This window comes from Erythrobacter neustonensis (assembly GCF_001663175.1).
GTDB classification, from domain to species: domain Bacteria; phylum Pseudomonadota; class Alphaproteobacteria; order Sphingomonadales; family Sphingomonadaceae; genus Erythrobacter; species Erythrobacter neustonensis.
Genome location: NZ_CP016033.1, coordinates 1,877,117 through 1,898,898 on the forward strand (window position 1 = coordinate 1,877,117; position 21,782 = coordinate 1,898,898).

The 21,782-nt window shown below is 65.9% G+C and carries 23 protein-coding genes; 12 read left to right on the plus strand and 11 right to left on the minus strand.

The features are described from left to right. Positions 1 to 53 precede the first annotated feature (53 nt). The 7 genes from A9D12_RS08595 to A9D12_RS08625 all read right to left on the minus strand — a co-directional run bounded on the left by A9D12_RS08595 (position 54) and on the right by A9D12_RS08625 (position 7,438). Positions 54 to 1,049, minus strand: a complete 996-nt coding sequence (locus A9D12_RS08595) for a type II secretion system F family protein (protein ID WP_068350904.1) — start codon at positions 1,047 to 1,049, stop codon at positions 54 to 56. Between the two features lie 19 nt (positions 1,050 to 1,068). Then, positions 1,069 to 2,040: a type II secretion system F family protein gene (locus tag A9D12_RS08600; RefSeq protein WP_068350905.1), complete on the minus strand. Its 972-nt coding sequence runs from the start codon at positions 2,038 to 2,040 to the stop codon at positions 1,069 to 1,071. A 125-nt stretch (positions 2,041 to 2,165) separates the two neighbouring features. After that, entirely contained in the window at positions 2,166 to 3,446 is a 1,281-nt protein-coding gene (locus A9D12_RS08605) for a pilus assembly protein CpaE (RefSeq protein WP_068350906.1), read from the minus strand. A 3-nt stretch (positions 3,447 to 3,449) separates the two neighbouring features. After that, positions 3,450 to 4,037 carry a CpaD family pilus assembly protein gene (locus tag A9D12_RS08610; RefSeq protein ID WP_231889581.1) on the minus strand — a complete coding sequence of 196 codons (588 nt, stop codon included), beginning with the start codon at positions 4,035 to 4,037 and terminating at the stop codon, positions 3,450 to 3,452. Between the two features lie 121 nt (positions 4,038 to 4,158). Next, entirely contained in the window at positions 4,159 to 5,757 is a 1,599-nt protein-coding gene (locus A9D12_RS08615; protein ID WP_068350908.1) for a type II and III secretion system protein family protein, read from the minus strand. Between the two features lie 46 nt (positions 5,758 to 5,803). Continuing rightward, positions 5,804 to 6,865 carry a Flp pilus assembly protein CpaB gene (gene cpaB / locus A9D12_RS08620; protein ID WP_068350909.1) on the minus strand — a complete coding sequence of 354 codons (1,062 nt, stop codon included), beginning with the start codon at positions 6,863 to 6,865 and terminating at the stop codon, positions 5,804 to 5,806. Positions 6,866 to 6,952: 87 nt separating this feature from the next. Further along, complete coding sequence (locus tag A9D12_RS08625; RefSeq protein WP_068350910.1) at positions 6,953 to 7,438, minus strand: A24 family peptidase; 486 nt, start codon at positions 7,436 to 7,438, stop codon at positions 6,953 to 6,955. A gap of 146 nt (positions 7,439 to 7,584) precedes the next feature. Here A9D12_RS08625 and A9D12_RS08630 point away from each other — a divergent pair, with 146 nt between their 5' ends. From A9D12_RS08630 to A9D12_RS08640, 3 genes are all read left to right on the plus strand, one after another. After that, on the plus strand, positions 7,585 to 8,532 hold the full coding sequence (locus A9D12_RS08630; protein WP_068350911.1) for an alpha/beta fold hydrolase: 948 nt from the start codon (positions 7,585 to 7,587) through the stop codon (positions 8,530 to 8,532). After that, positions 8,532 to 9,641 (plus strand): NAD(P)/FAD-dependent oxidoreductase, encoded by a 1,110-nt coding sequence (locus tag A9D12_RS08635; RefSeq protein WP_068350912.1) that lies wholly within the window; start codon positions 8,532 to 8,534, stop codon positions 9,639 to 9,641. Before A9D12_RS08630 ends, A9D12_RS08635 begins: the two co-directional genes overlap by 1 nt. Before the next feature lie 66 nt (positions 9,642 to 9,707). Next, positions 9,708 to 9,884, plus strand: a complete 177-nt coding sequence (locus A9D12_RS08640; RefSeq protein ID WP_068350913.1) for a YegP family protein — start codon at positions 9,708 to 9,710, stop codon at positions 9,882 to 9,884. Positions 9,885 to 9,914: 30 nt separating this feature from the next. Here A9D12_RS08640 and rnhA read toward each other — a convergent pair whose 3' ends face one another. The 3 genes from rnhA to ispH are packed head-to-tail and all read right to left on the minus strand — an operon-like array spanning position 9,915 to position 12,369. Beyond that, positions 9,915 to 10,373, minus strand: coding sequence for a ribonuclease HI (gene rnhA / locus A9D12_RS08645; RefSeq protein ID WP_068350914.1), 459 nt, complete (start codon positions 10,371 to 10,373; stop codon positions 9,915 to 9,917). Between the two features lie 25 nt (positions 10,374 to 10,398). After that, a complete protein-coding gene (gene thrB, locus A9D12_RS08650; protein ID WP_068350915.1) occupies positions 10,399 to 11,370 on the minus strand; it encodes a homoserine kinase in 972 nt (323 codons plus the stop codon). Between the two features lie 21 nt (positions 11,371 to 11,391). Next, positions 11,392 to 12,369, minus strand: coding sequence for a 4-hydroxy-3-methylbut-2-enyl diphosphate reductase (gene ispH / locus A9D12_RS08655; protein WP_068350916.1), 978 nt, complete (start codon positions 12,367 to 12,369; stop codon positions 11,392 to 11,394). A gap of 74 nt (positions 12,370 to 12,443) precedes the next feature. Here ispH and A9D12_RS08660 point away from each other — a divergent pair, with 74 nt between their 5' ends. From A9D12_RS08660 to tatC, 9 genes are all read left to right on the plus strand, one after another. Further along, the gene (locus tag A9D12_RS08660; RefSeq protein ID WP_068350917.1) at positions 12,444 to 13,109 is read left to right on the plus strand and encodes a hypothetical protein; all 666 of its coding nucleotides are present in this window, start codon (positions 12,444 to 12,446) and stop codon (positions 13,107 to 13,109) included. Between the two features lie 224 nt (positions 13,110 to 13,333). Beyond that, the gene (gene argS, locus A9D12_RS08665; RefSeq protein WP_068350918.1) at positions 13,334 to 15,082 is read left to right on the plus strand and encodes an arginine--tRNA ligase; all 1,749 of its coding nucleotides are present in this window, start codon (positions 13,334 to 13,336) and stop codon (positions 15,080 to 15,082) included. Between the two features lie 27 nt (positions 15,083 to 15,109). After that, positions 15,110 to 15,829, plus strand: a complete 720-nt coding sequence (locus tag A9D12_RS08670; RefSeq protein WP_231889582.1) for an SPOR domain-containing protein — start codon at positions 15,110 to 15,112, stop codon at positions 15,827 to 15,829. Positions 15,830 to 15,919: 90 nt separating this feature from the next. After that, on the plus strand, positions 15,920 to 16,942 hold the full coding sequence (gene nagZ / locus A9D12_RS08675; protein ID WP_068350919.1) for a beta-N-acetylhexosaminidase: 1,023 nt from the start codon (positions 15,920 to 15,922) through the stop codon (positions 16,940 to 16,942). Further along, a complete protein-coding gene (locus tag A9D12_RS08680) occupies positions 16,939 to 17,724 on the plus strand; it encodes a segregation and condensation protein A (RefSeq protein ID WP_068350920.1) in 786 nt (261 codons plus the stop codon). Before nagZ ends, A9D12_RS08680 begins: the two co-directional genes overlap by 4 nt. Continuing rightward, the gene (gene scpB / locus A9D12_RS08685; protein WP_068350921.1) at positions 17,721 to 18,338 is read left to right on the plus strand and encodes an SMC-Scp complex subunit ScpB; all 618 of its coding nucleotides are present in this window, start codon (positions 17,721 to 17,723) and stop codon (positions 18,336 to 18,338) included. The genes A9D12_RS08680 and scpB overlap by 4 nt, the downstream gene beginning before the upstream one ends. Before the next feature lie 109 nt (positions 18,339 to 18,447). After that, complete coding sequence (locus A9D12_RS08690; protein WP_068350922.1) at positions 18,448 to 18,762, plus strand: twin-arginine translocase TatA/TatE family subunit; 315 nt, start codon at positions 18,448 to 18,450, stop codon at positions 18,760 to 18,762. A 38-nt stretch (positions 18,763 to 18,800) separates the two neighbouring features. Beyond that, positions 18,801 to 19,259, plus strand: coding sequence for a Sec-independent protein translocase protein TatB (gene tatB, locus A9D12_RS08695; RefSeq protein ID WP_068350923.1), 459 nt, complete (start codon positions 18,801 to 18,803; stop codon positions 19,257 to 19,259). Continuing rightward, positions 19,252 to 20,061, plus strand: a complete 810-nt coding sequence (tatC, locus tag A9D12_RS08700; RefSeq protein WP_068350924.1) for a twin-arginine translocase subunit TatC — start codon at positions 19,252 to 19,254, stop codon at positions 20,059 to 20,061. Before tatB ends, tatC begins: the two co-directional genes overlap by 8 nt. On the opposite strand, the gene A9D12_RS08705 is transcribed toward tatC, so the two are convergent. Further along, positions 20,062 to 21,714, minus strand: coding sequence for an amidohydrolase (locus A9D12_RS08705; RefSeq protein ID WP_068350925.1), 1,653 nt, complete (start codon positions 21,712 to 21,714; stop codon positions 20,062 to 20,064). Positions 21,715 to 21,782 lie beyond the last annotated feature (68 nt).

A 21,782-nucleotide genomic window follows, 5' to 3' on the forward strand; every position in this document is an offset into this window, starting at 1 on the left:
GCTTGCTCCCCGCTCCGGCCGCGCTCGGCATCCAATCAGCAGCTTTTGGCGGTCTACTTGACGAGATTGTCCGAGATCGAGCACGCCGCCGGGCCAAGAATGACCACGAACAGCGTCGGAAGGATGAAGACGATAAGCGGCACGGTCATGATCGCGGGCAGGCGTGCGGCCTTCTCCTCGGCGCGCATCATGCGTTCGTTGCGGAATTCGGCCGACAGCACCCGCAGCGCCGAGGCGAGCGGGGTGCCGTAGCGTTCGGTCTGGATCATGGTGGTCACCACGCCCTTCACCGCTTCGAGATTGACGCGGTAGGCCAGGTTGTTGAACGCATGGCGCCGTTCGTTGAGGAAGCTCAGCTCGATCGCGGTCAGCGCGAACTCGTCGCCCAGTTCGGGATAGGCGCGGCCCAGTTCCTTGGCGACGCGGTTGAAGGCGGCATCGACTGTCAGACCCGCTTCGGCGCAGATCACGAGAAGGTCGAGCGCGTCTGGCAGGCCTTTCTGGATTTCCTTGGTGCGCTTGGTCGCCTTGTTGCTGAGATAGATTTCGGGCCCCTTGTAGGACAGGAACACGCTCATCGCAAAAGCGCCCAGCCGCGTCATCGGGCCCCAGTCGGGCCAGAATTCGACGACGTAGATCAGGAAGCCCATCACCGCGCCGACCACCAGCGGCGCGATCGCGCGCGCCCCGATGATCAGCACCGCCAGCTCCTTGTTGCGGTAGCCGGCATGCGCCAGCTTCTGCTGGATCACTTTGATCTGGCTGTCCTGGAGCACGTTGAGCCGGTCGAGGCTCGACTTGACCTTGTCGGTGGTGTCGGTGCGGCGCACCAGGCTGGTGCGTTTCTTGGCCGAGGACGTGACGATCCCGGCTTTAAGCTGATCGCGCCGTGCTTCGAGCGCGCGCACGCGCTTGGCCATCGGGTCGCGGATCGTGACCGCGGCATAGATCGCCAGCATCGCGGCAAAGGCGGCGAGCCCGACCAGCAGCGTGCCGACGAGGACGACATCGAAGCCGAGCAGAGTGGGGCCGGAAGGTTGATTGATCATGTGCCTGCTTCCTCGCCCGTCAGATCTCGAAGTTGACCATCTTGGCCATGATGAACACGCCGATGCCCATCCACACACCGCCGCCCAGACCCGCCACGATCAGGCGATCGTCGGTGAAGAAGGTCATCATGTAATCGGGGTTGATGTAGAGAATGGCGAAGAACACCAGGAACGGCAGCGAGCCGACGATGTAGGCCGATGCCTTCGATTCCGAGCTCATCGCGCGGATCTTGAGCTTCATTTGCGCGCGCTTGCGCAGCACATCGGCCAGGTTCGACAGCGTTTCGGCAAGGTTGCCGCCGGTCTCGCGCTGGATCGCCAAGGTGATCGTGAAGAAGTTGAATTCGGCGATGCCCAGCTTGTCGGCGGTGTCCTGCAACGCGTCTTCCATCGTCTTGCCGACCTTGATGCGGTCGATCACCGACTTGAATTCATAGCCGACAGGGCCGGGCACTTCGGTCGAGACGATCTGCAGCGTCTCGGTTACGGGCAGGCCCGATCTGAGACCGCGCACGAGGAGTTCGATCCCGTCCGGAAACTTGGTGATGAAGGCATTGGTGCGCTTGCTGATCAGGCGCCCGACCCAGAAATGCGGCAGGCCAGCCCCGAGGAACAGACCCACGCCTAGCGACAGCAGCGGCGCGCGGGTGAGTGCGAAAATCACCACCGCCACGCCCAGCGCGATGCCGACCGAGGTGTAGAGATATTGCGTGACCGTCCACGACTTGCCCGTGCGGTTGAGCCGCATCGCCAGCGCTTCGGTGCGCGAACCGGAACCTGCGACCTTGTGGGTCTTGGGCTTGCGTGCAGCAATGGCGCGCTTGAACTGCGCATCGACCTTGGCATCGAGGCTGTCCGAATGGCGATAGCGCAAGGATTCGACGCGACGCTTCTGCGCCTTCTTCGTGCCCGAACCGGACAGCAGGACATACCCCATGACCAGCACGGAGAAGATCACCAGCGTGATCAGCAGCGTTTGGAAGAAGTCCATGCCGAATTGTCCTGCCTAACTGCCGTGGCCGTGAAGGGCCGCGGCGTATCGTTTGGTCATCTTGCGGTGCGGCGGGCGTGCAGGGCAGGGACAGGCCCTGCGCCGCTTCGTCCGCACCACCGGGTTTACTGCACCACCGCCGCTTCGCCCTTGGTCTTCTTGGGCAGCAGCGCCTTGATATCGAAATTGCCCAGCAGCGACTTTTTCTCGCCGGCGGCGGCAACGTCGTCCTCGGTGCTGACGCCCATCACGCGCTCGGCGATCTGGCGGATGGCCGCGGTCGCCTTGCTCGAACGGTTGGCATCGACGAACACCTGGCCCAGCTTTGCCGCATTGGCCGCCGCCTTGACGTCGTAAGGCACGACGAAGTCGACCTTGCGTTCGATCGAGGCTTCGAAATCGGCCTTGCTGATTTCGGACAGGCCCGGCTGCACCTTGTTGGCGACGATCATCGGATGCGCGTGGCTGGCATTGGTCTTGAGCCAGGCCAGAATGCGGATCGTGTCGCGCGCCGAGGCGAGTGTGAGTTCGCAGGTCAGCACCACCAGGTTCACATCTGCCAGAAGCTGCGGGAAATTGATCAGCATGTTGCGCGGCAGATCGATCACCGTCATCTCGAACGCCTGCCGGAACTCGTCTTCCAGCTGCACGAAGGCGGCGCCATCGGTCATCAGCGGCTGGTTGATCGGGGCTTCGGCGGACAGGATCGAGAGGTTGTCACCAGCGCGCACCATCGCGCGTTCGATGAACAAGGGGTCGATCCGGCTCGGGTTTTCGATCGCGTCGGTCAGGCCGCGGCCCGGCTCCAGATCGAGCGCGAGCGCGCCGGTGCCGAAGTGGACATCGAGATCGAGCAGCGCGGTCGCGGCCTTGTGGTGGTCGGAAAACAGCCACGCGAGCGACGTCGCCAGCGTCGATGCGCCGACCCCGCCGCGGGTGCCCACGACAGCGGTGGAGATGTGGCGCTTGGCCCCATCGGCATCGCCCGACTTGGGCGCCATGAACTGTGCCAGCGCCTGACCCAGCGCATCGTGCATCTGTTGCGGCGAGAGCGGTTTCAGCAGGTAGTCGTGGATCCCGCTGGCCAGCAGGTCGCGGTAGAGGCGCACGTCATTGACCTGCCCGATCGCGATCACCACCGTTCCCGGTTCGCACACTTCGGCGAGCGCGTTGATATCGTTGAGCGGGTCGCCGCTTTCGGACAGGTCGACCAGCAGGATTGCGGGCGAGGCGCTGACCGAGAGCGATTGCACTGCATTGCGCAGGCCGCCCTTGTTGCACTTTTCCGGGGCCCAGCCCATTTCGATCACCACCGGACGGATCACGTCCAGCGCAGCGTCATCGCAGATATAGGCCGAGAAGGGGTCGCGGTTGCCGGGGATGCCGGATTTCCAGGGAGCATTCATGGCTTAGTTACCTCCTGAGCCGCCGCCGCTTCCGGCAGTGCTGGCTTCCTGCAAGCCGCCCTTGCCGGTCGGTTCCATTTCACGATAGGTCGAGATGGCCTTGGTTCCGGTCGCGATCACGGTCTCGCCCGAACCCTTCTTGCCTTCGAGCAGGTCCTGCGGATCGGCGATCATCGCCGCCAGATTGCTGTTGACCGCGCAGCCGTAGCCCGAGCTCAGACCATTGCGGTAATTCATGTCCGACTTTTCCGACCAGTCGGGGCAGCCCGGCACGCTTGCGCTGGAACGGGTGATCACGACGCGCGCCAGACCCGGCTGGAGATAGCCTGCGGTGACCGGTGCGGTTTCGCTGATCATCAGACCATAACGCCCGGCAATATCGCGGATCGCGCTGTTCACTGCCGGGTTCTGGCCGGGGTTCTCGATCGCGATCCGGTCGCCGTAGCGCAGGTCCATCGCCTCGAACCAGCCGTTCAGCCGTTGCTGTTCGGACACCGGAACGCCGCCCGGCGTGGTGTTGAGGTCGAAGGTGTAGTTGGTGGTCGAGACCACCGGCTGCTTGACGCTGGTGAGCAGGTTGTTGCTCGGCATGCCGCCGCAGCCTGCCAGCCCGAGGCCGAGGGCCAGAGCAAGCGCGAGTCGGGTGGCGGGGGCGGGCACAAGCGCCGGCCGGAATGTTCGTGCATGGGGCATCGCAGTCACCTTTCTCACGTTAGAGGCTGAAGCCCGGCGCAGCGGCGGCATCGGCCTTGGCAGCGCGTTCGGGGCGACGGGATTTCTTCTCCGCACGGCGCGGCTCGGCGGGGCCTGCGGGCACGATCGCAGCCGGGTCGTAGGCGCTGACCTTGGGTTCGGGCGCGGTCGGCTCGGCAGCGGTGGGGCCGGGGCGCATGCCGCCCGAATTGCCCGCCGCGTTCTGATAGCCGAGCAGCTGCTCGAATTCGTTGGCCGAACGGAAACCATCGGTCGGCAATGCGATGTCCTTCGCATCGACCGGGTTCACCAGATAGGGGGTGACCACGATAACGAGCTCGGTTTCGCCCTTCCTGAAGCCACGGCTGCGGAACAGGTTGCCAAGGATCGGCACGTCGCCAAGCCCGGGTGCCTTTTCGATCTGGTTCTGCGAGTTGGCGGACATCAGGCCAGCGATCATGAAGCTTTGGCCCGAACCCAGTTCGACGGTCGTCTCGGTCCGGCGCGTGGTGATCGCGGGCACCTGGAACCCGTTGAGCGTGATCGCGCCCTGTGTCGAAAGCTCGGACACTTCAGGACGCACGCGCATCGAGATCCGGCCGTTGGACAGCACGGTCGGGGTATAGGCGAGGCTGACGCCGAACTGGCGGAACTGCACCGTCACCTGGCCAAGGCCCTGCGAGACCGGGATCGGAAACTCGCCGCCCGCAAGGAAGGTCGCGGTTTCACCCGACAGCGCGGTAAGATTGGGTTCGCTGATCGTGGTGACCAGGCCGAGGCGTTCGGACAGATCAAGCGCGCCCAGCACGTTGATCCCGAACAGCTTGCCCAGACCCGCGAGTGATGTGCCACCGCGCGAATCGACCGCGGGGCCGGGGATCGTGGTACCATCGGGCAAGACGAAGGAGCTTTGGGCAAGCGCATTGCCTGTGCCCAGCGGCCCGGCAGACGACCATTCTTTGGTTCCGCCCAGCGGCCGCCCCGTGCCGACACCGAAGCGGAAGCCGCCCGTGCCGTCGATCGAAGTGAGGTTGCCGCCCACCTCGCGCAGCAGGCTGCGGCTGACTTCGGCGATCTTGACGTGCAGATTGACCTGCAGCGGGGTCGCGGTCTTGAGGCGGCTGATGACGTTGGCGTCCTTGCCGATGAAGGCGGTGACAAGGCGTTCGGCCTCGGCCGCGTCTTCAGGGGCGGAGACGGTGCCGGTCAGCAGCACGGTGTTGGTGCCCATCGTCGACACGTTCACGCGGGCATCGGGCATCGCCAGCGCGAGCATCTGCGAGACGGTGCCGATGCTCGATCCGACGCGGATGTTGGCCGAAAAGATCACTTCGCCGCGCGCGTTGCTGGCATAAACCGTGGTCTCGCCGCCCGCCTTGCCGAAGACATAGAGCTGGTTCTGCGATTTGACCTGAACGTCGGCGACATCCTCGTTGGCGACGAAGACATCGGCCATCGTGCCAGGCACCGTCACCAGTTCGCCCTTGCCGATCGACAGGACGATTTCCTGCGACGGGCGGACGATCTGCTGGGCGCCTGCGATCCCGGCAGGCACCGCTGCCATCGGCACCGCGACGAGCGCAGCCAGCAGCAGCTTGGTCTTGAAGTTGCGTGTCATGGGTTTCCCCCCCTCGAATTTGGTCGACATGTTAGTCCGGCGTCAGTCAGTCCTGCGCGAGGCCGGACCTGGCGCTGATGGCGGTTTCGGTGGTTTCCTTGCCGCGGGTGACCCGCACGCTCGGCCCGCGGTAGACGGGGGCAGCGGCAGGCGCTGCGCCGCCGGACGGTGCGGCTGCGACCGGTGCCGGGGCAGGTGCAGCCATCGCCCCTGCGTTCTGCGGCGCTGCGCGCGGCGGCACGGTGGTGCGCTGGAAGCGCGACACATCGCCGCCGGTCACGAAGGTCGTGCCCTTGTCGAGCGGTCGGGCCATCGCGGCCTTGAGCAGCTTTTCTTCCTGTTCGGGCGTCGCGCCTTCGGGGATCTGCACATCGCCTGCGGCAACCGCCTTTTCCAGTTCGGACTGGCTGTCCGCAATCGAGCGCAGCGCAAGGCTGATCGTGCCGATCGTCTGGGCGACCGCGATCTTCTCTGCGATCTTGGGGGTCACTTCCAATGTCACCGTGCGGAATTCGGCGACCACGGTCTTGCCGTTCTCGTCGGTGCTCTTTTCCGTGGTCTGGTCGGTGGCGAGCACGCGCAGGTTGCGCAGCACGGTTTCGGCGGTGCGCAGCGGAGTGGACTGGTCGGCCCCGTCGATCTGCTGGGTCAGCACGAGATCGACCCGGTCGCCCGCGAAGATGAAGCCGGCAACCCCGGTGGTGGCAGACACCGGAACGGTGACGGCGCGCATACCCGGGCCAAGCGCCGCAGCAAGGAAGCCGCGGTCGCCCGGCGCGACCAGCGAGCCTTGCGTCACCGGCTCGCCTGCGGTGATCGGATAGCGCACGACCGTCCCGAGCAGCTTGTTCATGTCGGCCTCGCCGTCGATGAAATAGGCGTCCTGCACCAGTTCCTTGGGCCAGGGCTGGAAGCCCAGCGCGTCGGCAGTGATGATCGTGCCCGCGGTCAGCGCGCGCTTGGCGACCAGCACGCGCGGGCCGGTCGGCACCGCAGCGGCTTCGGCCGAAGGCGCGGCGCCGCCTGCGAACATGCTGCGCGCGCCAAAGGCGGTGCCGATCGCGATGATCAGCGCGCCAAGCAGCAGAACCAGTTTCTTCCTATCCATGGCTCAAGTAGCCCCCTCGTAATCGCCCTTGGTCGGTCGCGGGCAGGTATGGTTTCGATGCGTAAGCTTTGACTGGTTAAAATCGGGTTATGCGCCGAGGCCCGCGATCGCGCCGGCGGGCAGATAGTTCTGCGCCAGCACCCACAATCCGCCGAAAGCGATCGCCACCCCGTATGGCACCGCGATCCGGTCGCGCTGGCGCCGCGCTGTGTGCCAGAAGATCAAGAGCACCGTCAGCACGCCGCCCGCGATCGCCATGATCAGCAACAACTGCATGAAATTGTAGAACGGCAGCCACAGTGCGAGCGCGGCCAGCAGCTTCACATCACCGCCGCCCATCACCTTGAACGCAAACAATGCCGCCAGAACCGCAAAGGCCCCCAGGCCCACGGCGAGCTGGATTGCGACATCGGGCCACAATTCCATCCCGCTCGCCCACCAGAACACCGGCGCGGTCAAGGCGATCGCCGCATTGAGCCAGTTGTCGATCTGGCGGCGGCGCAGATCGGTGAAAGCCGCGATCAGCAGCGCAATTGCCAAGGCGATCAGCAGCCCGTAGGAAATGGCATTCATTCTCGAAGTCCCCCGGATCGGCCCGCCCATCTGCGCGCTGCCGCGCCCGGACCGTCCTTCATTGGGACACTGATACAGGTTATGACTTACCAAATAGTAACCACACTTTCGCCGCCCGATCGCTTGCCGGCAGGGCATTTGCGCCCATGAACCGCCGCGCGATCCCCGATACCGCGCGCGAAAGCATGTGGACGGCGGCCGATGGCCATGCGATTCGCCGTATCGACTGGCCCGCCGCCGGTTCTGCGCCGCGCGGGTCGATCCTGTTCCTCCCGGGACGCGGCGATTTCTACGAAAAATATCTCGAAACGCTTGACCAGTGGCACGATGCCGGCTGGCGGGTGACTGCGGCCGATTGGCGCGGACAGGCCGGATCGGGGCGGCTTGGGAGCGATCCGATCACCGGCCATGTCGAGGATTTCAGCATCTGGGTCGACGATCTGGCGCAGCTGTGGACAGCGTGGACCGCCGAAACCCCCGGCCCGCATATTCTCGCCGCGCATTCGATGGGCGGGCATATCGTGCTGCGCGCGCTGGCGGCACACCGGATCGCGCCCGATGCGGTGATCCTCAGCGCGCCGATGACCGGGATCGCCGGCCCGCCGCTGCCCTTGCGCGTGCTCCACGCGGTGGCCGGCACAATGTGCCGGATCGGCGATCCGCAGCGACAGGCGTGGAAGTGGAGCGAGAAGCCCGGCGTGCTGCCGGCCAACCGCGACAAGCTGCTGACGCACGACGGCGACCGTTATGCCGACGAACAGTGGTGGCGCGAGGCGCGCCCCGAGCTGGTGATGGGCCCGGCAAGCTGGCGCTGGGTCGAACGCGCCTATGCCTCGTGGATGATGCTCGAAGCGCCCGGCGCGCTCGAAGCGGTCGATGTGCCCGTGCTGATCATCTCGACCGCAGCCGACAGGCTGGTGAGCCACCCTGCCAACCTGCGCGCCGCCGCGCGCCTGCCGCGCGCCGAGTTGATCGCGCTGGGCGATGAGGCGTTCCACGAGGTGCTGCGCGAAGCCGATCCCGTCCGCGACGATCTGATGCAGAAGATCGACGCCTTCCTCAGTCGCACCTGCGCCCCCAAGCCAGCCGTCTGATGATCCACGATATCGCGATCATCGGTGCCGGAATGGCGGGTGCGAGCCTTGCGGCCGAATTGGGCGCGCATGCCCGCGTGCTGCTGCTCGAAGCCGAGGACGCGCCGGGCTATCACGCGACCGGGCGGTCTGCCGCGTTCTGGGAAGAATGCTATGGCGGGCCCGGCGTGGTCCCGCTGACCCGCGCATCGGGGGCCTATCTTGCCGAACACGGGTTTCTGACCCCGCGCGGCGCACTGTATATCGGTCGCGCCGAAGACCGCGCGGCAATGGCCGATTTCCGCGCGTCCTACGAAGGCACCGGGGTCGAGATCGCCCCGCTGGGTGCTGCGGCGTTGGCCGATCGCGTGCCCTTCATCCGCCCCGAGTGGAGCGAGGCGCTGTATCAGCCGGCCTGCGCGGATATCGATGTGGCGGGGCTGCATCAGCATTATCTGACTGCAGCCCGGCGGCATGGCGTCACGATTGCCTGCCGCGCGAGAGTGACGGCGCTGACCCGCGCGGGCGGCGCATGGACGATCACTTGTGCGAACGGGCAGACGTGGCAGGCCGCGACGATCGTCAATGCCGCCGGCGCATGGGCGGACGAGGTTGCGCAAGCCGCAGGCATTTCGCCCATCGGCATCGCGCCGCTGCGCCGCACGGTCGCGGTGCTGCGGGTCGATCCGGCCGCACCCGCCGATCTGCCGCTGGTGCTCGACATCAACGGCGGCTTCTACTTCAAGCCCGATGGCGGGCGGCTGTGGCTGTCCCCGCACGACGAGATTCCTTCGGCCCCCTGCGATGCCGCGCCCGAAGAGCTCGATGTCGCGGTGGCGATCGACCGCTTCCAGCAGGTCACCGACTGGCGCATCGCTGCGGTCGAGCATCGCTGGGCGGGCCTGCGCAGCTTCGCGCCCGACCGGATGCCCGTCTATGGCGACGCGCCTGACACCGAGGGCTTCTTCTGGTTTGCAGGGCAGGGCGGCTTCGGCATCCAGACCGCGCCTGCTGCGGCAAGACTGGCGGCGCAGATGCTGCTGGGGCAGGGGGCGGACGCGATGACCTCAGGAATCGATCGGGCGATGTTCAGCCCCGCACGCTTCGCGCCTTCGCTGCATTCGATCTAGGCAAGCGTGATCGCTTCTGCCACCTTTCTGCAAGTGGATTGGTCACATGAGGGGGGAGAGGGGCCGATGGCGCACCATTTCGAGATCAGCAAGGACAAGGCGGGCGAATACCGCGTGAAGTTCAAATACAATTCGGAAACGATGTTCTCGACCGAAGGCTATTCGAGCAAGGCGGGCGCGCAAAACGCGATCGATTCGTTCAAGAAAAACGGCCCGAACGCCGAGGTTGTCGACAACAGTTGATCCTCTGGCGCGCACAACGCGCTTCGGCGATCAGTGCTTGAAGGCTGACCGGCTGTCGGCCTGACGCTTCGCTTCTTCGCTGGCGAGCGCGTCGCAGCGTTCGTTTTCGGGGTGACCGGCGTGGCCCTTGACCCACTGCCATTGCACCTTGTGTGGGCGCGCCGCGGCGATCAGTTCGCGCCAGATATCCTCGTTGGCGACGGGCTTCTTGGCCGCGTTGACCCAGCCGCGTTTCTGCCAGCCGAAAATCCACTGCGTCATGCCGTCGATGACATAGCGGCTGTCGGTGTGGACTGTGACGGCGCACGGTTCGGTGAGGGCGGCGAGGCCGCGCAGCACCGCGGTCATTTCCATGCGGTTGTTGGTGGTCTCGGGCTCCCCGCCGACCAGTTCCTTTTCATGCACGCCCATGCGCAGGATCGCGGCCCAGCCGCCGGGTCCGGGGTTGCCCTTGCACGCACCGTCGGTGAAAATGTCGACCTGTTTCATCGCCCGCGACATGGCGCGGCGCGGCTTATCCGGCAAGCAGGGCTGCGCCGTGATCGTGGTAAAACTGCCAGCGCTGCGCAAATTGCATCGGGTACTTGCGCGTCACCAGCGCATCGTCGGGGGTATCGAGCCAGTCTTCGGCGCGGCTGGCGACGAACCTGAGGCACGCGCCCTTGGCTACGTCTGCAAACAGCGCGCGTTCTTCGGGGGTGAGCGGGCGGACCGACTGATACCCATCGATCAGCGCTACGCCGCAATCCGCGCGGTAGGCATTGGCTGCATCGAAACACCATGCCGCATGCGTCACCGTCAGATCGAGCAGCATCGGCCCTGTGCAAGCAAAGTAGAAATCGATCAGCCCCGTCACGTCCTCGCCGAGCATCAGCACGTTGTCGGGGAACAGGTCGGTGTGCGTCTGCGATTGCGGGAGCGCGGACAGATCAAGAGCTGCGGCCACGCGGGCGTGATCGAGCATCGCGGGCAGCGCAGGGTCGATCGTTTCGAGGGCTGCAGCACCGCAGGCATCGAGTATCGCCGCGCTGGCGGCAAAATCCATCGCATTGGCGCGGGTCTGCGGGAAGTCGGCGGCGGCCAGATGCAGCCCCGCCAGCACCGCGCCGATGCTTCGCGCCTGTGTCGGGGTGGGGCGGGTGGGGGAGACACCGGGCAGGAATTCGATCAGCGCCGCCGCTTTCCCCTCGACCATCCGCCACGATGCGCCATCGCGGTCGTGCATCGTGCGCGGCACCGGGCAGCCCTTGGCCGCCAGATGATCGAGCAGGCCGAGGAAATAAGGCAGATCGGCATAGTCGATCCGCCGTTCGTACAGCGTGAGGATGAACCGGGTTCCCGACCCGCCGCTGCCGGTGGTTTCCACCAGCCAGTTCGAATTGGACACGCCCTCGGCGATGCCCTTGGCCATGACCAGCGAACCGACGTCATATTCGCCGATCAGCCGGGCAAGGTCTTCCGCCCCCAGATGGGTGTAAACCGCCATGCCCGCGCCGCTCTTCTGCGCCTATTCGGTCAACTGGCGGGGCAGCTTGAACACCATCTTCTCCACCGTCGCGGTGATCTCGCGCTCGTGGATGGTGCGGTGCTGTGCCAGCGCGGCGACCACTTCGCGCACCAGCACTTCGGGCGCGGATGCCCCGGCGGTCAGCCCCAGTGTGGTCACCCCGTCGAGCCAGGCAAAATCGATCTCGCTCGCGCGCTGGATCAGCTTGGCGGGCGTTCCCAGCCGCTCGGCCACTTCGACCAGCCGCAGCGAATTGGACGAATTGGGCGCGCCGATCACCAGCACCAGGTCGCAATCATGCGCCAGTTCCTTGACCGCTGCCTGCCGGTTCGAGGTCGCATAGCAGATGTCCTCGGCCTTGGGCCCCGAGATATTGGGATAGCGCCATTCGAGCGCCTCGATCACTTCGCGCGTGTCATCGACCGACAGCGTCGTCTGGGTGAGGTAGGACAGGTCCTCGTCCGAATCGAAGGGCAGCTTGTCGACATCCTCGATCGTTTCGACCAGCGTCATCTGCCCGGGCTCGACCTGACCCATCGTGCCGATCACCTCCGGGTGGCCTTCGTGGCCGATGAAGATGATGTGACGGCCTTTCTCGATCTGGCGTTCGGCCTGGCGGTGGATCTTGCTCACCAGCGGGCAGGTCGCATCGAGATAGAGCAGTTCGCGGCGGCGCGCTTCGGCCGGCACCGCCTTGGGCACACCGTGCGCGCTGAACACCACCGGCGCATCGTCGGGCACCTCGTCGAGTTCCTTGACGAAGATCGCGCCCTTGGCCTTCAACCCTTCGACGACATATTTGTTGTGGACGATCTCGTGCCGGACATAGACCGGCGAGCCATAGCGTTCGAGCGCCTTTTCGACGATCTCGATCGCGCGGTCGACCCCGGCGCAGAAGCCCCGCGGGGCAGCGATCAGCAGGTTGAGCGGGGGAAGGTCGGTCGCCGGCACGTCGGCGGCAGGAAAGGGCGCGTTCATATCGCTCCCTCTAGCGCAAGCGCCGCGTCCTCGCTAGGGCGCAAGGGATCGTAATTCGAGGACGGCTTTTTGTGATGATGCTTCGCGCGCGCGCTCCGCTTGCCACCACGGCATTTGCTCTTGGCACCGTCATGGCGCTGTCTGCCTGCGCCAAGGAAGGCGAACTGGTGATCGACCAGGGTGTCGGCATCACCAGCGTCCTGACGCTGTGCCCGGCGGTCGGCATCCCCGACTATACCGGCGATGTCACCACCTTCCGCAACCCTGCCGACACTTCGGTCGCCAGCCTCGATGTGAGCGCAGCGATGACCGGGCTGCGGTCGACCTGCAACGACACCACCGACAAGGTCTTCTCCGAAGCGACCTTCACCGTCAATGCGCGGCGCACCGACCCGCGCGGCGCGCGCAATGTCGAATTGCCCTATTTCGTCACCGTGGTGCGCGGCGGAAATGCTGTCGTCTCGAAGCGGGTCGGGACGGTCACGCTCGCCTTTGCCGATGGGCAGGAGCGCGCCAGCACGACCGCCAAGGCCGGCAGCTACGTCAACCGCGCGGATGCCGCCTTGCCCGCCGATATCCGCGAAAAGATCACCAAGCGCCGCCGGGCGGGCGATGCCGATGCCGCGCTCGATCCGCTCGCCGATCCCGAAGTGAAGGCCGCGATCGCGCGCACCCGCTTCGAAATGCTGGTCGGGTTCCAGCTGACCGAAGCGCAGCTGCGGTATAACGCGACGAGATAGTTTGCTTTGCGCTCCCGGTTCCGCGGGAGCGTCCTCGGCGCGTTTCCTTCGCTTCGCTACGGAGCGCCTTCGGGCGGCCGTTCGGCCTTGCGGTGCCGTTGGCACCGGCCATCGCCACACGCTGCGTTTCGTTTGTGTCCCTTCCTCCCCGCCCCGGGCTTGACCCGGGGCCCCGCTTCCTATCTTGCACGCGCGACATATCGCGCCAGACGCACGAGAACCCGATGACCGAACGCAAGACCCTTTACGCCGCCCATGCCGCGCTTATCGAAAGCGTGCTGACCGAGCTTGTCGCCGAAGGTACGCTGCCGGCGGGCACCAGCTTTGCCAATGTCACGCTCGAACCGCCGCGCGATGCGAGCCACGGCGATCTTGCCACCAATGCGGCAATGGTGCTGGCCAAGCCCGCCGGTTTGAACCCGCGCGAGCTGGCCGAAGCGATCACGGGCAAGCTCGCCGCGCACCCCGGCATCACCAGCTCCGATATCGCCGGGCCGGGCTTCATCAACCTGCGGCTCGCCCCGCAGGCGTGGCTCGACGAGCTTGCCGCCATCGCCGCGATGGGCGGCGATTACGGGCGCTCGGCGATGGGCGGGGACAAGGTGGTCAACATCGAATATGTCTCGGCCAATCCGACCGGCCCGATGCACATGGGCCACTGCCGCGGCGCGGTGGTGGGCGATGCGCTGGCCGGCTTGCTCGAATTCGCCGGGCACCGCGTCACCAAGGAATATTACGTCAACGATGCCGGCGCGCAGGTCGATGTCCTCGCGCGCTCGGTTCACCTGCGCTACCGCGAGGCGCTGGGGGAAACGGTTGTTATCCCCGAAGGCCTTTATCCCGGCGAATACCTGAAGCCCGTGGGCGAAACGCTCGCCGCCGAATTCGGCGATCGCTACGCCGCTGCGCCCGAAGCCGAATGGCTGCCCTTGTTCCGCACCCGCGCCGTGGCGGCGATGATGGACATGATCCGCGAGGATCTGGCGACGCTCGGCATCAAGCACGACCTGTTCTCCTCCGAAGCCGAATTGCAGGCCTCGGGGAAGGTCGACGCGGCGGAACAATGGCTGCGCGACCACGATCTCGTCTATGACGGCGTGCTCGAAGCGCCCAAGGGCAAGGCCCCGCCCGAAGACTGGGAACCGGTCCAGCTTCCGCTGTTCCGCTCGACGAAGTTCGGCGACGATCAGGATCGCCCGATCAAGAAATCGAACGGCGCGTGGACTTACTTCGGCGCGGACCTCGCCTACCACTTCCAGAAGGCCCAGAGCGCCGATGCGCTGGTCGACATCTGGGGTGCGGACCATGCCGGCACGGTCAAGCGGATCAAGGCTGCGGTCGCGGCGCTGACCAGTGCCGACGGGGCAACCGCCAAACCGTTCGAGGTCAAGCTGGTGCAGATGGTCCAGCTGATGAAGGGCGGCCAGCCGTTCAAGATGTCCAAGCGGTCGGGCAATTTCGTCACGCTCGCCGATGTCGTCGAGATGGTCGGCAAGGACGTGGTGCGTTTCACCATGCTGACCCGCAAGCCCGACGCGCAGATGGATTTCGATTTCGACAAGGTGGTCGAAGCCTCGAAAGACAATCCGGTCTTCTATGTGCAATATGCCCATGCGCGCATCCGTTCGAGCTTGCGCAAAGCGGCGGAGATGGGGATCACCCCCTCCGATGCTGCGGTGGACAGGCTGGGACCCGAAGAACACGCGCTGATCGCGCGCGCAGCGCAATTCCCGCGCGAGATCGAGGCCGCGGCGCGTGCGCGCGAGCCGCACCGGATCGCCTTCTACCTCTATGATCTGGCCGCCGACCTTCATTCCTATTGGAACCTCGGCAATGATCGCCCGGAAAAGCGGTTCATCGTGGAACAGGACTCTGCGCTGACAGCGGCAAGGCTTTTCCTGGCAAGCGCAATCGGGCAAGTGATCCGCAATGGCCTCGCCGTCCTTGGCGTCGAGGCGGTCGAGAGCATGTGATGAGGCCCGGGGAGGGCGCAGGGTTTCATGATGGTTGATGCCGAATACGAAGAACTGGCCGAGCCCGAAAGCGAGCTCGATCTGGTCGATACCGACAGCCTGCCCTGGCTCGAAGCCGATGAAGAGGACGACGAGGCGGGCGGGCTCGACGGCTCGCAGATCATGCTCTTCGCCGCCGGGCTGATCGCGCTGCTCGCGGTGGTCGTGGGCGGGGTGTGGTGGTTCACCAACCGCGCCGGCGACGATGCGTTGGTGGCCGATGGCAGCGTGATCGAAGCGCCCGAGGGCCCGATCAAGCAGGCGCCCGAAGATCCAGGCGGCAAGACATTCGCCGGCACCGGCAATGTCGCGCCCGTCGTGGGCGAGGGCGGATCGCGCAACGCGGTGGTCGCGGAACCCGCCATGCCCGCGCTGCCCGGCGGCACCCCTGGCGCTACGCCTGCGGCGTCCGCGACAGCTTCGGGCGGAGCGGTCAAACCGACGCCCGCCGCCACGCCTTCGCCCGCGCCTGTGCCCGGTACCGGCGTCCAGCTCGCCGCCTACGGCACCCGCGCCCGCGCCGAACAGGGTTGGCTCGATGCCCAGCGCCGCACCGACAAGCTTTCCGGCGTGAAATACCGGATCGTCGAAGGCAAGGTCGATATCGGCACCGTCTATCGGTTGCAGGCGGTTGCGGGCAGCCGCGCCGAGGCCGACCGGTTGTGCGGCGCGCTCAAGGCCGATGGGGTCGACTGCCAGGTAAAATAGGGTGATTTAGGCGTGGATCGAGGCGGCCTTGACCCCGCCTTGACCCCCTCTTGCCCTTGCCTGACCCGCGTTTGCGTGCGATTCAGCGGCATGATTCCGGCAATTTTCGGCCTTTCCGGCCCCGTTTTGACCGCCGATGAGCGCGCATTTTTTCGCGATTGCGACCCGGCGGGCTATATCCTGTTCGGTCGCAATTGCGTCGACCCGGTGCAATTGCGCCGCCTGACCGACGACCTGCGCGCGATCCACGGACGCGACCGGTTGCTGGTGTCGATCGACCAGGAAGGCGGCCGTGTCGCCCGCCTGCGCCCGCCGCATTGGGCCGCCTATCCGGCAGGCGATGCCTTTGAAAAACTTTATCAAATCGCCCCCGCCAGCGCGATCGAGGCGGCCCGTGCCAATGCCACGGCGATGGCGCTCGAACTGTCGGCGATGGGGATTACGGTGGATTATCACCCGCCGCTCGACCTGCGCGTTCCGGGCGCGCACGACGTGATCGGCGACCGCGCTTTCGGCAGTGACCCCACGCAGGTCGCCGCGATCGGGCGCGCGGTGCTCGAAGGACTTGCCGCAGGCGGGGTCGCGGGATGCATCAAGCACATGCCGGGGCACGGCCGCACCGATGTCGACACGCACAAGGCGCTGCCCACAGTAACCGCGTCGCCAGCGGAACTCGAAGCTGATCTGGAACCTTTCCGTGCGCTTAATCAGGCGCTTATCGGCATGACCGGGCATCTGGTATTTACGGCTTGGGATGCCGAAAATCCCGCGACCTTGTCGCAGAAGGTGATCCGCGACGTGATCCGCGGCAAGATCGGGTTCGACGGGCTGTTGCTGACCGACGATATCGACATGGAAGCGCTGGGCGGCGCGATCCCCGAACGGGCTGCACGTGCCCATGCTGCAGGTTGCGACATCGTCCTCAATTGCTGGGCCAAGATGGATGACATGCAAGGCATTTGCGCGGCCTTGCCCGCCATGTCCGATGCCAGCGCCGTCCGGCTCGACCGCGCGCTGGCGCAAACCCGCGTCGCTGACCAGATCCCGGCACGCGCCGGCGAGCTGCTGGCCAAACGCGATGCGCTGCTTGCGCTTGCCACCGCGTCTGCATGACCGCAGACGATCAGGCCTTCCTGTTCGCGCCCGAGGCCGCGCGGCCCGATCCCGAGGCACTCTACCTCGAGCTTGACGGGTGGGAAGGGCCGCTCGACCTGCTGCTCGATCTGGCGCGGCGGCAGAAGGTCGATCTGCTCCAAATCTCGATCCTCGCGCTCGTCGACCAGTATCTCGATTTCATCGAGCAGGCGGGCGAGTTGAAGCTGGAACTGGCTGCCGATTACCTCGTGATGGCGGCGTGGCTCGCCTATCTCAAATCGGCGATGTTGCTGCCCAAGGCCGAGCAGGAGGATCCGAGCCCCGAGGAACTCGCGCTGCGGCTCCAAATCCGCTTGCAGCGGCTCGGCGCGATGCGTGAGGCGGCTGCACGGTTGATGGGGCGCGACCGGATCGGGCGCGATGTTTTTCTGCGCGGAAAGCCCGAAGGTCTCCGCACGGATCGCAAGACCGCCTGGCGCAGCGACCTGTTCTCGCTGATCGAGGCCTATGGACAGGTCAAGGCGCGTACCGCGCCGCGGATCTACCACGTCGCAAACCGACCGGTGATGACGCTCGACACCGCATTGGAACGCGTCGCCGCGATGCTCGGCGTGACGCTGGAATGGATGGAGATCCGCGACTTTCTGCCGCCGCATGCCTCGCTCGAATTGAAGCGGTCGGCGCTCGCGTCGAGCTTCGTCGCCGCGCTCGAACTTGCCAAGCGCGGGCGCGCGCAGCTTGAGCAGGATGGCGCTTTCGCACCCCTGCGCATCCGCGCCTGCCGGGACGCCGCGCAATGACCGGAGAGGAACCCGCCACGCTCGAACGGGCGGTGGAGGCGACGCTTTTCGCATCCAACGTGCCCTTGGGCATCGAGGCGCTGTCAGCGCATCTGGGCGGGCTTGCCCACAGCGAAGTGCGCGCCGCGCTCGCGTTGCTGGCAGAGCGATACCTTGCGCGCGGCGTGCATCTGGTGGAGCGCGGCGGGCGCTGGCATTTCGAGACCGCGCCCGATCTTGCGCATCTGCTGCGCCGCGAAAAGGAGCAGGTGCGCCGCTTGAGCCGCGCGGCGACCGAAGTTCTGGCGATCATCGCCTATCATGAACCGGTCAGCCGCGCCGAAATTGAATCGATCCGCGGCGTGCAGACCAGCGGCGGGACGCTGGATGTGCTGATGGAGGCAGGATGGGTAAAGCCCGCTGGCCGCCGTGAAGTGCCGGGCCGCCCGGTGATCTATGCGACGACGCCCGATTTTCTCGACCATTTCGGCCTCGCCAGCCGCCGCGATCTGCCGGGCATCGATGAGCTGCGAGCGGCGGGCCTGCTCGATCCGGTGGACGAGGCGATGGCCGCACAGATGCTCTTCGCGCCCGACGAAAGCGGGATGCCGGGCGACGAGAATCTGCCCGATTGACTGGCAATTGCCCGGCGTCTGGCCTAAATGAACCGCTGTGAGCGGCCGGAGATGCATCCCGGCCATGCGACACCGCTGCGTGCGGGTGCGCATTTCAGGAGTTGAGACAATGGGTATTGGTTCGCTGTGGCACTGGATCATCGTTCTGCTGATCGTGCTGGTGCTGTTCGGGCGTGGCCGCATCTCGGAAATGATGGGCGATTTCGGCAAGGGCATCTCGAGCTTCAAGAAGGGCCTCAACGAAACCGAGGATACCGCGGCAAAGACCGTGCGGATCGAACCGCCCGTCGCGCCCGTCGCTCCGGTTGAAGCGCCTGCGCCCGTCGCAACGCCGGCCACGGTCGCGGCACCGGCACCGGCACCGGCACCGGCACCGGCACCGGCACCTGTGCCGGGTGACAAGCCCGACACAACCGGCGTCTGATCCGCGATTCCTGACGACGGCAGCGCAGGCGTTATCCCATGTTCGACATCGGCGCCGGAGAGCTGCTGGTCATCCTGATCGTCGCGGTGGTGGTGATCGGGCCCAAGGATCTGCCACTGGCGATGCGCACCGCGGGCCGCTGGATCGGCAAGATGCGGCGCGTGTCGGCCCATTTCCGTTCGGGCATCGACGCGATGGTGCGCGAGGCAGAACTGGAGGAAATGGAAAAGAAGTGGAAGGCGCAGAATGAAGAAATCATGCGCCGTTCGGCTGCGTTGACCGAAGCCGAGGCGGGCGCTCCGGTGATGACCGGCCCGCCGCCCGTTGCGCAAGGACAAACTTCGGCGCCGATGAACGCTCAGGCGTCTGCCACGGACACGCCCCCGGTCGAGGCGCTGGCCGAACCGCTTGCGCAGCTTCCGCTGCCCGATCCCGAGCCTGCTCCTGCGCAAGCACCGGCAAATGGTTCCGCGCCCAAGGGGAACAGCGATGTTTAAGATCGCCGATCTCGACGAGAGCCGCGCGCCGCTGCTCGATCACCTGATCGAACTGCGCACCCGGATCGTGCGTGCGCTGTTGGCGCTGGGTGTGGGTTTTGCGATCTGTCTCTATTTCGCCGACGATATTCTCGGTCTGCTGGTGCGGCCCTTGAAGCAGGCCTTCCCCGACGGGCAAGGGCAGCTGATCTTCACCAAACTGCCCGAAGTGTTCTTCGTCGAACTGAAGGTCGCGCTGTTTGCAGGCTTCATGGTCAGCTTCCCGGTGATCGCGAACCAGCTGTGGGCGTTCGTCGCGCCAGGACTATACGCGCGCGAGAAGAAGGCATTTCTGCCGTTCCTGTTTGCCACGCCCGTGCTGTTCACCGCGGGCGCATCGCTGGCCTATTTCATCGTCATGCCGACCGCGTTCAAGTTCTTCCTCGGCTTCGGCGGCGAGGCAGGCGGCTTGCAGGTTCAGGCACTGCCGAGCGCGGGCGAATATCTCAATCTCGTGATGCAGTTCATTCTGGGCTTCGGGGTCACGTTCCTGCTTCCGGTGCTGCTGCTGCTGCTTCACCGCGCAGGGATCGTATCGCGCGCGCAGATGGTTGCCGCGCGGCGCTATGTGATCGTCGCGATCTTCGTCATCGCGGCGGTCGTCACCCCGCCCGATCCGGGATCGCAGATCATTCTGGCGCTGCCGCTATGGCTGCTTTTCGAAGCCTCGCTGGTGCTGATGCGCTTGCAGGAAGGCGCGGTTGCTGCCGACAAGGCAGCGCGCGAGGCTGAGGAAGCGGCGGCCGCAGCGGCGGCGGAGTAATTAGTCCCCGCGCACCCGCACCCCGCCGATCCACACCTGAAGCACCTTGGTTTCGCGCAAGGCTTCGGGCGCGGCGAACAATGGGTCGCGGTCGATCAGCAGGAAGTCGGCACGCTCGCCCGGGATCAGCCGGCCGAAACGGCCATCGGCAAACCCGGCATAGGCGGCATCCGCGGTGAACCCCGCGAGTGCAGCCTCGCGGCTGACTGTCTGCTGCGGGAACCAGCCGCCGAAAGGCTCGCCGGCAGCATCGGTGCGGCTGATTGCGGCGGCCATGCCGGCCCACGGATCGGCAGGCTCAACCGGCGCGTCCGAACCGAAGGCGAGCTTGCTGCCCGCCACCATCACCGAACGCCACGGATAGGCGCCCGCCAACCGGTCCGGACCGAGGCGTGCTTCAGCCATCAGGCGGTCGGACGTTTGATGCAGCGGCTGCATCGAAGCGATCACCCCGTGCTGGCCCATCCTCGCGATATCGGCCGGATCCAGGATCTGCGCATGTTCGATCCGCCAGCGGCGGTCGCCCTTGTAGCTTTCGGACAATTCCGCGATCGCGGCCAGCACTTCGGCGTTGGCGGCATCGCCGATCGCGTGGACTGCGGTCTGGAAATTGTCCATCGCCGCGCGGCTCATCAGGTTCCTGAGCTGGCTGGCCGATAGCAAGGCGAGCCCGCGCGTGCCATGATCATCGGCATAGGGCGCCTTGAGGCTCGCCCCACGCGAACCGAGCGCGCCGTCGAGAAACAGCTTGATCCCGCCCATCCGCAGCCGGTCGTTATACAGCCAGCCGGTCGGCTCGGGCCCCGCCATCAGTTCGAGCGTTTCGACCGAATCGGCATAGGACATGATCCTGATCGCCAAGCGCCCTTCGTCGCCTGCACGGCGGAAGGCGGTCCAGTCGGCAGGTTTGGTGCCCATGTCGGCGACTGCGGTCACCCCCTTGGCGAGCAGCACCTCCTGCGCCTTGGCCAGCGCAAGGTCGCGGTCTTCCGGGCGCGGCGCAGGCACGACCTTGGCGACGAGCGCGATCGCATTGTCGACGAACACGCCAGCGGGCGCGCCCTTGGCATCGCGTATCACCTTGCCGCCTGCGGGATCGGCAGTCTTCGCGGTGACGCCGGCGGTCTGGATCGCGAGGCTGTTCGCCCAGTTCGCGTGATTGTCCGCGCGCTCCAGCCACACCGGGCGATCGGCGACCACACTGTCGAGCTCGGCAGCGGTGGGGAAGCGGCCAAGGCCCCATTTTTCCTGATTCCAGCCGCGCCCCAGGATCCACGGACGGCCCGGATTGGCCTCGGCAAAGGCCTTGATCTTGGCGAGCGCATTTTCGAGCGAGGTGGTGTCCGAAAGGTCAAGCGTCAGCGCGGCAAAGCCCATGTCCATTACATGGACGTGTGCATCGATCATGCCCGGCACCATCACCCGGCCTTCGCCGTCGAGCCGATAGTCGACCTTCGGGCGCTTGTCGCCGCGTTCGAGCACCATCGTGATCGTGCCCGCCTCGTCGAACACGATCGCGTTGAACCGCTTGACCTTGCCGCCCTGATCGATCGTCACGCCGTCGACATTGTCGATCAGCGTATCGGCAAACGCGGGTGCACAAAGCGCGAGCGCGGAAACGGCGGCAAGGGCGGAAAACAAAGAAGGGCGCATGGCGATCCTTGGCAAAATGGCAGGTCGCGGGTGCTAGAGCCTTCGCGCGCGCTTGCCAACTTTCAGCC

Excerpts from the sequence above, each read along its gene's own strand:
- A9D12_RS08625 (WP_068350910.1), bottom strand. The coding sequence starts at position 7,438 with ATGAATGCCATTTCCTACGGGCTGCTGATCGCCTTGGCAATTGCGCTG.
- A9D12_RS08640 (WP_068350913.1), top strand. The coding sequence starts at position 9,708 with ATGGCGCACCATTTCGAGATCAGCAAGGACAAGGCGGGCGAATACCGC.
- tatB (WP_068350923.1), top strand. The coding sequence starts at position 18,801 with ATGTTCGACATCGGCGCCGGAGAGCTGCTGGTCATCCTGATCGTCGCG.
- A9D12_RS08670 (WP_231889582.1), top strand. The coding sequence starts at position 15,110 with ATGATGGTTGATGCCGAATACGAAGAACTGGCCGAGCCCGAAAGCGAG.
- A9D12_RS08690 (WP_068350922.1), top strand. The coding sequence starts at position 18,448 with ATGGGTATTGGTTCGCTGTGGCACTGGATCATCGTTCTGCTGATCGTG.
- A9D12_RS08630 (WP_068350911.1), top strand. The coding sequence starts at position 7,585 with ATGAACCGCCGCGCGATCCCCGATACCGCGCGCGAAAGCATGTGGACG.
- argS (WP_068350918.1), top strand. The coding sequence starts at position 13,334 with ATGACCGAACGCAAGACCCTTTACGCCGCCCATGCCGCGCTTATCGAA.
- A9D12_RS08615 (WP_068350908.1), bottom strand. The coding sequence starts at position 5,757 with ATGACACGCAACTTCAAGACCAAGCTGCTGCTGGCTGCGCTCGTCGCG.
- tatC (WP_068350924.1), top strand. The coding sequence starts at position 19,252 with ATGTTTAAGATCGCCGATCTCGACGAGAGCCGCGCGCCGCTGCTCGAT.
- rnhA (WP_068350914.1), bottom strand. The coding sequence starts at position 10,373 with ATGAAACAGGTCGACATTTTCACCGACGGTGCGTGCAAGGGCAACCCC.
- ispH (WP_068350916.1), bottom strand. The coding sequence starts at position 12,369 with ATGAACGCGCCCTTTCCTGCCGCCGACGTGCCGGCGACCGACCTTCCC.
- nagZ (WP_068350919.1), top strand. The coding sequence starts at position 15,920 with ATGATTCCGGCAATTTTCGGCCTTTCCGGCCCCGTTTTGACCGCCGAT.
- A9D12_RS08705 (WP_068350925.1), bottom strand. The coding sequence starts at position 21,714 with ATGCGCCCTTCTTTGTTTTCCGCCCTTGCCGCCGTTTCCGCGCTCGCG.
- thrB (WP_068350915.1), bottom strand. The coding sequence starts at position 11,370 with ATGGCGGTTTACACCCATCTGGGGGCGGAAGACCTTGCCCGGCTGATC.
- A9D12_RS08610 (WP_231889581.1), bottom strand. The coding sequence starts at position 4,037 with ATGCCGAGCAACAACCTGCTCACCAGCGTCAAGCAGCCGGTGGTCTCG.
- A9D12_RS08660 (WP_068350917.1), top strand. The coding sequence starts at position 12,444 with ATGATGCTTCGCGCGCGCGCTCCGCTTGCCACCACGGCATTTGCTCTT.
- A9D12_RS08680 (WP_068350920.1), top strand. The coding sequence starts at position 16,939 with ATGACCGCAGACGATCAGGCCTTCCTGTTCGCGCCCGAGGCCGCGCGG.
- A9D12_RS08635 (WP_068350912.1), top strand. The coding sequence starts at position 8,532 with ATGATCCACGATATCGCGATCATCGGTGCCGGAATGGCGGGTGCGAGC.
- A9D12_RS08600 (WP_068350905.1), bottom strand. The coding sequence starts at position 2,040 with ATGGACTTCTTCCAAACGCTGCTGATCACGCTGGTGATCTTCTCCGTG.
- scpB (WP_068350921.1), top strand. The coding sequence starts at position 17,721 with ATGACCGGAGAGGAACCCGCCACGCTCGAACGGGCGGTGGAGGCGACG.
- A9D12_RS08605 (WP_068350906.1), bottom strand. The coding sequence starts at position 3,446 with ATGAATGCTCCCTGGAAATCCGGCATCCCCGGCAACCGCGACCCCTTC.
- A9D12_RS08595 (WP_068350904.1), bottom strand. The coding sequence starts at position 1,049 with ATGATCAATCAACCTTCCGGCCCCACTCTGCTCGGCTTCGATGTCGTC.
- cpaB (WP_068350909.1), bottom strand. The coding sequence starts at position 6,865 with ATGGATAGGAAGAAACTGGTTCTGCTGCTTGGCGCGCTGATCATCGCG.